This window comes from Streptomyces sp. McG3 (assembly GCF_018619185.1).
In the GTDB taxonomy this organism is placed as follows: domain Bacteria; phylum Actinomycetota; class Actinomycetes; order Streptomycetales; family Streptomycetaceae; genus Streptomyces.
Window position 1 is genome coordinate 1 of record NZ_JAAXYC010000287.1, and the last position, 10,372, is coordinate 10,372.

General features: G+C 71.1%; 9 protein-coding genes and 1 pseudogene. 5 read left to right on the forward strand and 5 right to left on the reverse strand.

The features are described from left to right. Positions 1–68 precede the first annotated feature (68 nt). Both HET64_RS31330 and HET64_RS31335 read left to right on the forward strand, forming a co-directional pair. Positions 69–968 (forward strand): JmjC domain-containing protein, encoded by a 900-nt coding sequence (locus tag HET64_RS31330; protein ID WP_308370410.1) that lies wholly within the window; start codon positions 69–71, stop codon positions 966–968. 196 nt (positions 969–1,164) lie between these two features. After that, positions 1,165–2,034 (forward strand): endonuclease/exonuclease/phosphatase family protein, encoded by an 870-nt coding sequence (locus HET64_RS31335; protein ID WP_374105592.1) that lies wholly within the window; start codon positions 1,165–1,167, stop codon positions 2,032–2,034. A gap of 1,431 nt (positions 2,035–3,465) precedes the next feature. Here HET64_RS31335 and HET64_RS31340 read toward each other — a convergent pair. Beyond that, a complete protein-coding gene (locus HET64_RS31340; protein ID WP_215110529.1) occupies positions 3,466–4,107 on the reverse strand; it encodes a nucleotidyltransferase domain-containing protein in 642 nt (213 codons plus the stop codon). Between the two features lie 154 nt (positions 4,108–4,261). On the opposite strand from HET64_RS31340, the pseudogene HET64_RS31345 reads away from it, so the two are divergent. Further along, positions 4,262–4,600 (forward strand): annotated as a pseudogene (locus HET64_RS31345) (helix-turn-helix domain-containing protein); the annotation flags it as partial. Between the two features lie 196 nt (positions 4,601–4,796). Here the strand turns inward: HET64_RS31345 and HET64_RS31350 are convergent. Both HET64_RS31350 and HET64_RS31355 read right to left on the reverse strand, forming a co-directional pair. Continuing rightward, entirely contained in the window at positions 4,797–5,174 is a 378-nt protein-coding gene (locus tag HET64_RS31350; protein ID WP_215110530.1) for a nuclear transport factor 2 family protein, read from the reverse strand. Between the two features lie 84 nt (positions 5,175–5,258). Then, a complete protein-coding gene (locus tag HET64_RS31355) occupies positions 5,259–6,266 on the reverse strand; it encodes a phosphotransferase family protein (RefSeq protein WP_215110531.1) in 1,008 nt (335 codons plus the stop codon). 260 nt (positions 6,267–6,526) lie between these two features. Between HET64_RS31355 and HET64_RS31360 the strand changes: the two genes are divergently transcribed. Beyond that, positions 6,527–7,396 (forward strand): excalibur calcium-binding domain-containing protein, encoded by an 870-nt coding sequence (locus tag HET64_RS31360; protein WP_215110532.1) that lies wholly within the window; start codon positions 6,527–6,529, stop codon positions 7,394–7,396. Between the two features lie 149 nt (positions 7,397–7,545). Here HET64_RS31360 and HET64_RS31365 read toward each other — a convergent pair whose 3' ends face one another. After that, positions 7,546–8,313: a TSUP family transporter gene (locus HET64_RS31365; protein WP_215110533.1), complete on the reverse strand. Its 768-nt coding sequence runs from the start codon at positions 8,311–8,313 to the stop codon at positions 7,546–7,548. Positions 8,314–8,717: 404 nt separating this feature from the next. Continuing rightward, complete coding sequence (locus HET64_RS31370) at positions 8,718–9,542, reverse strand: alpha/beta fold hydrolase (RefSeq protein WP_215110534.1); 825 nt, start codon at positions 9,540–9,542, stop codon at positions 8,718–8,720. A gap of 125 nt (positions 9,543–9,667) precedes the next feature. On the opposite strand from HET64_RS31370, the gene HET64_RS31375 reads away from it, so the two are divergent. Continuing rightward, a complete protein-coding gene (locus HET64_RS31375; RefSeq protein WP_215110535.1) occupies positions 9,668–9,991 on the forward strand; it encodes a hypothetical protein in 324 nt (107 codons plus the stop codon). The last annotated feature ends 381 nt before the right edge of the window (positions 9,992–10,372 follow it).

Here is a 10,372-nt window from a genome sequence, read left to right on the forward strand (position 1 = left end):
CTTCCGTGCCCCCTCCCGCCCGCCTGACCTCCGTACCCCTTCGGTGACGTGAAGCGAGGAAGCCATCCGTGTCACTCAATCTCTTACTGCCCGAACCGGGCGTGACAGCGCTCCTGACCTCCTGGCCGGACAAGCCATGCGTGTACGAACGCGAGGCCGGCGAGCTCGACCGCGTGATCAACCCGCAGAGCATCGATCACTACCTGGACACCGGGTGCGTGCCCGCCGACGAGATCGCCGTCGTGAGTGACGGCACGGTGTTGCACCCCGACCGCCACCGCACGGCGGGCCGGACCGACCCGGCGAAGCTGCGGGGCCTCTACGAGGACGGCCACACGATCCGGCTCGGCAACCTCCAGCGGGTCGTCCCCTTCCTGGCGGACGTCTCCCGCGGCATTCAGCAGGAGACCGGCTACAGCAACTACCTGCACGCCTTCGTGACCCCACCCGGCCGTCAGGGCCTGCTCCACCACTGGGACCAGCAGATGGCCGTCATCGTGCAGATCACGGGCATCAAGCGGTGGCAGCTCTGGAGACCGATGTTTCCCTCCCCGATGCGTGCGTACCAGGAATCCTTCCGCGTCTGGGACCCCGACTTCATTCCGCAGTGGGAGGCCGCGGGCCCCGATCTGGAGGTCGATCTCCGGCCGGGTCAGTCCCTGGTCCTGCCGAGAGGGTGGGTGCACCACCCTCATACGCTCGACGCGCGGGCCCGCAGCATCCACCTGACGTTCGCGATCCGGGAGCGCACGCCGCTCTGGATCGCGGAAAAGCTCGTCGACCGCGCGATCGAGAAGGACGCTTTCCGGCGCGTCGTCCTTCCCGGTGACATCACGGGGCCGCGGTTGGCCGCGCAGGTGCGGGACGTCAGGAAGGCCCTCATCGAGCACTTGGCCGGTCTTGACGTGAACGACTTCGCCCAGTTCTTGTACCGGACCGCCGTTTCGGAGAAGGAGTACACCACCTGACAGCCTTGCCTCAGAACTGATTCGCCCGGCAGCCCGTCCTAGGGAACGAGGCCGAGCAGGATGGGATGTCGTGGCACATCAGCAGGTGGACAAGGGAACGACCTCGGTGACGGGAGAGGCAGGAGAGTTCTCGGCTCGGTGGAGTGGGGCGCGGGGACGCGTCCTCGCCGTGCTTGCCGTGGTGGTGGCCGGGGTGATGGCTTCTCACCGGGGTGTGCCCAATGCCGTCGGGCGGGTCGGGAGTCTGCTGGAGTCCTTTCTGCCGTGGGTCGGCGTGATCGTCGTTCTATTGCTGGTCCTCGCCCTGGTGCGGCGGTCCGCCGTCGCCCTGGTGGCGGTGCTGCTGCCCGTGGGTGTCTGGGTGCATCTCTTCGGCGGGTTGCTCCTGCCCGGTGCGGAAAGCGGTGGGCGGGAGCTCGTCGTCGTGCAGCACAACGTCAGCGACGAGAACCGTGATCCGGCGGCGACCGCACGGGCGCTGATCGAGGCCGGGGGTGATCTCGTCGCGCTGGAGGAGCTGGTGGTTCCGCAGCTGTCCGCGTACGAGAACGCTCTCGCCGCCGACTACCCGCATCATGTCGTCCGGGGCACCGTCGGGCTCTGGTCCAAGTACCCGCTCAGCGGGGAGCGGGGCGTCGACATCAGGCCCCCGGGCATCGCGGAAGGGTGGAGCCGGGGCGTCCGTGCCGTCGTCGATTCGCCGTACGGGGACGTCGCGGCGTACGTCGCCCACCTGCCCTCCGTCCGGATCGGGGCGGGTGGGCTCGCGTCCGAACGGAGAGACGCGAGTGCCGAGTTGCTCGGGCACGCCATCGCCGCCGAGAGCGTCGACACGGTGATTCTGCTCGGGGATCTCAACGGGGCCGTGGAGGACCGGGGGCTGGCCCCTCTCACCTCACGCCTGAACGTGGCCGAGCGGGGCTTCGCCTTCAGCTTCCCCGCCTCCCTCCCGCTGGCCCGGATCGATCAGGTCATGGCCCGCTCCGCCACCGTCGGCCACATCCGCACCCTGCCCGCCACCGGCAGCGACCATCTGCCCGTCGTCGCCCGCGTCGTCCTGGGCTGAGTGCGCGGCTCGGAGCTCGTCCGCCTTCCGTACCGCCTCGACGCGTTGCCTCCAGGTCATGTCCTCGGGGAAGTCGTACGTGTCCGTGTCGACCATCCAGCTCGCGTACGCCGCCGCCCTGCGGCAGTCCACGCACAGCGTCTCGTCGCCCAGCGGGCGGAAGACGTGCTCCTCCCCCTCGCCCGCGCAGGCGATCAGCTCCCGCACGGGCGGTGGGGGCGGCGGAGCCGGCAGCGGGGGCACCGGGCATTTCTGGATCAGGCGGTGACGGAGGAAGCCCACCGCCGAGCGCACCCCTTCCTCGGGCCTGGCGACCAGGAGCGCGTGCCGCACATCCCCTTCCGACAAGCCTCCCTCCAGCCACTTCACCGCCTCCACCGCCAGCCCGCGCGCCTCCCCCACGCCCAGCAACAGGTCGCGGTGTGTGTGGCGCAGGGACAGCAGCAGCCGTTCCGCCTTGGCCAGTTGGGAAGCGGAGTGGGGTGCCGGGGAGGTGTTCGATGCCGGGGTGGAATCGGCCCCAGCGGGTTGGGGTTTCCGTGGCGCTTCCGGTGTCGGCTCCCGTGCCGGTTCCGGTCCCGGCCTCGGTTGCGGTGTCGGGTCGCCTGTCAGTTCCGGTTCCGGTTCCGATGTCGGGTCCCGTGTCGGGTCGCCTGTCAGTTCCGGCCTCGGCTCCGGCGTCGGCGTCGGTCGCCGTCGCTCCCGTCGTTCCGCTTCGGAGGGTGGGTGGGGAGTGGTCTGATCACTGTGGTCTTCCTCCGGTTCATAGCCACCGGCCGTCCGGGAAGTCGGTCCGCCGACCGTCGGACACCGCTTACCCGGCGGCGGTGGCGCAGCGACGGCCGTCACTCCCGGCGAGCGTCCGCCGTCCGGCTCCAGCGTCGCCCGTACGATCCTGGCCTCGGCGCTCGTCAGCGGCGTGTTCGTGAACAGCTGGTCCGTCGCCCAGCGTCCGCCCTCGGCCTGGGTCCTCCACTCGTGGACGTAACCGTGCTCCATCAGTTGCTTCTTGGCCAGTTGGTACGGGCGGCCCTTCATCTCCAGCTTCCGTGCCAGCTCGCCGAGCGGGCGGTCCGTGGCCGAGTCGGGGAGGCCCTGGACGTACAGGAGGAGGATCTTCGCATCGCTGTTCATCCGCCGGTCGCGCACGACCGTGTGCGGGGCTTTGGTCCAGCCCGAAGAGGGCGCGATAACATGACGCAGCATTTCTAGTGGGCTCTTTCCACCGGGGGTGTTAGGCCCTCGGGTGGGTGTTGACGCACCTCCGGGGGCCGCCCTGTGCCCGCCTATGTGCGCGCACAGAGCGTGATGTCGCCGTCACGTTATCGCACGGTTTCGACCTGCAACGACGTCCGCGAGAAGTGCGCCCCCACTCACCACCCGGTTCACAACCGGACCACCCGTGTGCGCTGTTGCGGCACTCGCCCCCTGCTACAGAGCCGCGAGCCAGGCGTGCCCCGGGTGTACGCGGGCGAGCAGCTCCGCCAGGGTCGCGCGCTGCGCCCGGGTCAGGTGCGGGGCGGTCGCGTCGAAGTCCCTCTGATCTTTCGGGCGGGCGTGCTTGGCCTTGAACAGGAGCACGAGTTCCGGCGCCAGATACGGGATGCCGTCCTGGGTGTGGTGGACGATCTCGCGGTACGGGAGCCGGATCCCCCGGTCCCGCCGACAGATCCAGGTGTCGCCGTCGTGCGGTTCCCGGAACACGTCGAGCAGGTAGTCGCCGGTGGCCGGATCGCGGAGCCATGTCTGGTGAACGGCGGCCAGTGTCTCCGGCGGGGCGTCCTCCCAGATCCGGCCGCTGCCCGCCGCGTCGAAGACGTATCCGGGAAAGCGGCTGCGGACCTCGGGAAAGCCTGCCTCCGGAATCGCGATCTCGATGTCCCCGTGATCGCGCGTCTGTCCGCCCCGGAACAGGTCCAGCGCCCAGCCCGCCGCCACACACCAGGGCACGCCGACCCCGTCCAGCCGCTGCGCGACCTCGTCCGGAGTCCAACTGGACGACCACCGGGCGTCGAGGGCCTCGATCTCGTCGGGTGACAGTTCGGTGCCGCCGCTCGGCAGTTGCTCGCTCATCGCAGGAAGCTATCAGCGGACGCCGACGCCCCGGCCGCCGTGACCCGTTCGCCCCCGGCCCGGGCCGGCTAGTGCTCTGACCGCATAGGTTCGCCGGGTGGTCGTCGTGGCCGTTGGATGTGCGGTGACGTCCGATCCGACCGCTGGAGGCGCGGTGGCCGAGCCTGTCCGTGTGCGCAGACTGACCGACCAGGAGGGGCAGCGGCTGCAGCAGATCGTGCGCCGGGGCAGCACCAACGCGGTGCGCTGTCGGCGCGCGATGATGCTGCCGGCCTCGGCCGACGGGAATCGGGTGCCGGTGATCGCCCAGCTGGTGGCGGCCGACGAGGACACCGTGCGCGATGTGATCCACCGGTTCAACGAGATCGGCCTGGCCTGCCTGGACCCTCGGTGGGCGGGAGGCCGACCCCCGACCGCGAGCCGAAGCTGGACCGGATCGAGCACGTCCTGGACCCTGCGAACGCAAGGAACGCGCCCGCATACGAAGGGAGAACGGCATCCGTTGGGGCGGGCGCCCCCTCAACACCGCAGCCTGACCGACCGCGAACTTGCACAGCCGCAGCGCATCATGGGGCCGCTCGTGGCCAAGCGCGGACGACCGAAGCGTTGTGAAGATGATCTCGGCTGGGCAGACCCGAAGCCCCGAACGGGGCCGGTTCAGGAGAAGGACGGCGCCAGAGGAGAACGACTCAGGAGGCGGACGGCTCGATCTCCCCCGCGAAGACGATGACCTGGTCGATGAGGCTCCGACGCAGATGGACGACGTCCGTTCCCGCCAGGCGGGGGCCTCCATCCGGCGTCGTGAAGACCCACTGGTACCGGGCCCACTCGTCCGGCATGTCCACCGCCGAACAGCGCACCATCGTGCCGGTCCCCGCGGGGTGGCGCCGGATGTCCAGCACGAACCGCTCGACCGCCTCGATCCCCTCACTGCGGCCCAACGGTCCCCAGAAGACCACGTCCGAGGTCAGGGCCTGGGAGAGCAGCGCAGTCACATAGCTGTCGTCCGAGGCGTTGAACGCTGAGATGAACGTGTCGATCGCGGACTGCGCGGTTTCTTCCTGCATGCACCAGTAATACCAGTCGCCTCGCGGACCGCGCTCGTCCCGTGAGCCGTCTCCCGACCACGGTGAACCATCCCGGTCACAGCACTAGCGCCGGCCGTCCGCCAGCGCGGTCACCGCGCCGACCAAGCCCTCCCACGCCTGCCGGGTGTCGGCAGTGTCCGGGTGCCGTGTGCCGAAGATGTCGAGCGCGGCGGCCATGTCGTCCAGGGCCCAACGGAGTTCGTAGTACGCGAGCAGCTCCGGGTCCGGGCGGTGGCCGGTGAGTTCGGCGTAGCGGGACAGGTCCTCCGGGGCGTCGGTGGCGAGCCAGAGGTCGCGCTCCGGCGGTGCGAGGGCGACGGTGTCCCAGTCGACCAGGAGGGTACGGCCTCCGGGGTCCAGGACGTTGCCGGGGTGGGGTTCGCCGTGGGTGACCACGGTGGCGGCGACGGGAGAGGCCGACGCGTCGGCCGTGAGCCTTGCCGTGCCGTTGTCGAAATGGTCCAACGTTGCTTGCAACACCGCGTAGTTGGTGGTGAGCAGGGCTTGGCAGCGTTGCGCGTACGGGCCCACATCGTCGCGGAAGCGCTGCGGATCGGCCAGCGCCGCTCCGATCGCCGCGCGGCCCGGCAGCGCCGGATCATGGACCGGGGTCGTCAACGGAGGCCTGGTGGTGTGCAGTTGGGCCAAGCGTTCTACCAGCAGCCGTCGTGCCCCGGGGTCCAGCACCTGGCCGAAGTGTCCGGTGGGCGCGTCCACGTACGGGAAGACGCTCACGGCGTACCGGCCGGTCAGGCGGAGCAGCGTCTCGCCACCGCCGGAGCGCAGCGGTGCCACCAACGCCGGTTCACCGAGGGCGGATTCGAGCGTCGCCGCCGTGTTCATGGCGCGGCTCAGGCCTGTCCACGCCTCGGCCGCACCCTGTCCGCAGTGCGGCTTGTGCGCGAGATCGGCGACCGTGACGAAGGTCCGCCGGCCTTCCGCGTCGGCCGCGACCCAGTGGTGGTCGCCGAAGCCGACCGGGGCGTGGGTGAGCATGACGGGTTCGATGCCCCAGGCTCCGAGTGCGGCGGCCAGGGCGGTTTCGTCGATATCGGTGGGGCGGTCCTTCATACGGGACACCGTAGTGGCTTTCCGTGAAGGACCGGGGTGCGTGGTCGGCTCCGCCCGCTCCCGTCACCCTTGCCCATCGCCCTTGCCCGTCATCCCTTCGCTCCTGAACCTCGCGGCCCCACCCTCCGGCCCCCTCTACACTCTTTGTACACGCTCTCATCACAATTCCGCTTCGCTTCCGACATGCCCCTGATGTACGCCCGGGCGCGCTGCGAACATCGGCTGCTCCACAGCACAGAGTTCGGCCTTGGGGGCAACACATGCAGACGAGGAAGCAGTCACGGCGGCCCAGGCGCGGGATCCTCCGCATACGGATATCGGCCGGAGCGGGCGCGCTCGCACTGATCCTTACGGGGTGCGGAGGCGACGACGGCAACACGGACGACCAGGGCGGGAAGGCCGCCGCGTCGGTGGGCTCTTCGGCCTCCGTGGACCGGGCGCTGGCCCTCATGGACGACGAGCAGAGCATGGACGCGGGCAACAGCCTGGACGTGGACGTCCTCGACAACGACTCCGTCACCCTGGAGAACGGGGACCGGGCCGCACTGCTCCACACCTACGACCCCGCCGAACTGACCCTGAGCATCGACACCGAGCCCGCCCACGGTTCCGCATCGGTGTCCGGGACCACGGTCACGTACACCGCCGGGGACGGGTACGCCGGCGAGGACAAGCTCACGTACGAGGTGCTCGTGAAGGGCACCGAGGTCCCCGCCGCCACCGCCGTCGTCCGCATCACCGTCACCGCGGCCGCCCCCGAAACGACTCCGACTCCCGCCTCGAATGACGCGAACCCCGCCCCGGAGGCGACGGACCCGGCACCCGCTTACTACAAGAACTGCGACGCCGCACTCGCCGCCGGAGCCGCTCCCGTCGAGGAGGGCGATCCCGGCTACGCACCCCACCTGGACCGCGACGGCGACGGCGTGGGGTGCGAGCCGTGGGGCGAGTCCTCCTCGTCCGCCTCGGCCTCCGGCGGCAGCGGTACGAGTGGTGGGGGTGGTGGCGGCAGCGTCTCCTACGCGAACTGCACCGCCGTACGGAACGCGGGCGCCGCACCCATCCGGACCGGGGACCCCGGCTACGGGCGGCACTTGGACCGGGACGGGGACGGTGTCGGCTGCGAGTGAGCCGCACCCGGGCGGGACGGGGGGAGAGGGCGGGCCGACCGGGTGTGCCGGCAAGCCCGTCAGGGTCCATCCGGGTCCGTCAGAACCCGCCCGGACCCGCCCGGACCCGTCGGCAGCCGTCAGCAGCCGTCAGCAGCCGTCAGCAGCCGTCAGGCGAACTGGTCGAATCCCATCTTGGCCACCATGCCGGTGACCACGAGCACCAGCACGACCCGGACGAATCCGGATCCCCTCTTCATCGCGGTGCGCGACCCGATCATCGCGCCGACGATGTTGCCCACCGCCATACCCAGGCCGAGGGCCCACAGGACGTTCCCCTGCCAGGCGAAGACCGCGAGGGCTCCCAGATTGGAGGAGGCGTTGATCACCTTCGCCATGGCCGCGCTCTCCAGGAACCGGGTCGCGAGGAGCGTGGTGAAGGAAATGATCAGGAAGGTGCCGACGCCGGGCCCGAAGACCCCGTCGTAGAAGCCGATGCCGACGCCCGCGACGAGGATCGCGGCGTTGCGGCGGCGCGGGGTGACGACGATATTCCGCTGCTGGACCCCGAAGCCGGGCCGGAAGGCCACGAAGAGCGCCACCGTGATGAGCAGTCCCATGATGACGGGCCGGAAGTAGCTCGTGGGAACGCTCGACGCGGACAGCGCCCCCAACGCGCCGAAGGGGACCGCCAGTCCTGCTGCCGGCAGCAGGACCGAGCGGTCCAGTTCGGTGCGCCGCTGGTACATGTACGCGGCGGTCGCGGTGCCCATGACCGCCGCGATCTTGTTCGTGCCGAGCGCCACCGCGGGCGAGTACGTGGGAAAGGCCAGCAGCAGTACCGGGATGAGCAGCACCCCGCCACCGCCGACCACCGCGTCCACCCAGCCCGCCGCGGTCGCGGCGGCGAGCAGACCGAGCACTTCGTACAGGTCCACGCTTCCCTCACTCACTCACTCACTCACTCACGTGACAGGGACCCCGGCGCACGTAGAGAGCGGCCGGGGGGCCGGCCGGGCGGGACGGATGGCGCACGTTCTCGTGTTCCGGCGGGGCGGCGGCTCCCGCCGGTCGGAGGCGACCGGCGGGACTGGCTGCCCGGTGTGACCCGGCGAGCCGGTGAGTTGCGCTGCGGCCACGACCACGGCAAGTACCCCTGAAGGCGCAGCGGTTCGGACCGGATGGCGATCGCCGGCATGGCCACTCGTACCGGTGGTGGTGCGGGCAGCGTTACGGAACAGCATGAGACCCCCCTCGTGCGAAGGGTCCAGACCCTACCCGGCACGCCCATGGCACCGCGGCCCGCCCTCGCGCGTCCAACTGCCCTATCGGCCAGGAGCAGTTACGCGAGAAAGGCCGCCATCTCCCCATACAGCGCAGCCGAGTTGTCCAGGTGGGCGTCGTGGCCGGCTCCCGGAATCACGCCGATCCGCGTTCCGGGGTGCCGGGCCCGCATCCGGTCCGCCTCGTCCGGCTTCATCGAGCCATTCTCGCCCCGCACCACGAGCACCGGGCAGCGCACCTCGTCCCAGTCGTCCCAGTAGTGCCGGTGCGCGTTCTCCTGGACGGTGGCGACCATCACGTCCCGGTCGACCCGGGGGTGCAGCCCGCCGGGGCCCGGCACGAGCCCCGCCGCCCAGGCCCGGCCCGCGGGCCCGCCGCCGAAGAACGCCTCGGCCGCCTCCGCGTCCGGGAACGGAACCGGCCACGAGTCGAGCCAGTCACCGATCTGTCGCGGCAGTCGAGGGCTCGGCCCCGCCGGGCCCGCCTCGATCAGGACCAACGCGCGGCACACCTCCGGGTGGGCCGCCGCCGTCAGCAGCGCGGTGAGGCCGCCCATCGACTGGCCGGCCAGCACCGTGTCCTCCCCCGCCAGTCCGAACCGGTGCGCGACCGCGAGGACATCGCGTACGTGCGCCGCCCGCGTCACGTCCCCGGGGCGGCGGGTGCTCGCCCCGCTGCCCCGGGCGTCGAAGGCGATCACCCGGTGCGTGGACGCGAACCGGGCCGCCAGCGCCTCCCACTCGCCGGAATGACCGGCCAGGCCGTGCAGCAGGAGGAGGGGCGGGCCCTCGCCTCCGTGGTCGGTGCAGGAGAGGCGTACGGGACCGGTTCCGCCCGCCGCTTCGCCGTCCTCGACCGTCACCGTCGTCGTGACCACTCCCACCCGACACCTTCCCCGTATCCCCCGGTCAGGCCCGCCCGGCCGCACCGTCACCCCGAACGCTAGCCTCGGGCGGAGAGCCCAACCACAGGTATATAGACGGCCCACAGGAAGCGATGGTGGCGGCGATGGTGAAGATTCCGGCAGCGGCAGTGGCGGCGGGCGGGCTCGTCGGAGGCTACGGCGTCGCCCGGTGGACGAGGAAGCGGCCGCTCGGCGGCGTCGCGCTCGCCGCCGCCGGGTCCCTCGCGGCGTACGAGTGGAACCGCCAGGCCGGGCCCCGTGCCGCCGCCGGGCTGACCGTCGCCTACGTCGCCGCCTTCGCCGGATCGCACCCGCTCGCCAAGAAGGTCGGCGCCTGGCCCGCCGTCTTCGCCGTCGCGGGCGGCGTGGCCGCCGCTTCCTGGGCCGTCACGCGCGGGCCGGCCTCCTGGGGAGTGTCCGCGAAGTAGCGTCGTCCGCCCTCCGGGCGCGTGCCGCCCTCCGGGCGCGTGCCGGACGAGACGTCACGGACACGCCCCAGAGCCTCTTGTTCGGATCGTGTCGGGCCCGCGGGTCCTCACCCCGAGGGGCCGGCCCGCTGACGGCCGGGGCATCCCCGAACGGCGTTCTGCGGCCGAACCGTTGCCGAGTCCGTCGGACCGGGGCCCCGGATATGGATACGCTCCCTGATTGACTTCGCGGCCCGAGCAGAGGCTCAACTGCCGTCAACAGGGGATGATGCGCCATGACCAACACACCTTCGACCGATCCGTTCCAGCCGCTCGGGGCCGATGACCCGGCTGTTGTGGGGGGTTATCGGCCCCGAGCGGCTGGAACGGATCGGTCGAAGG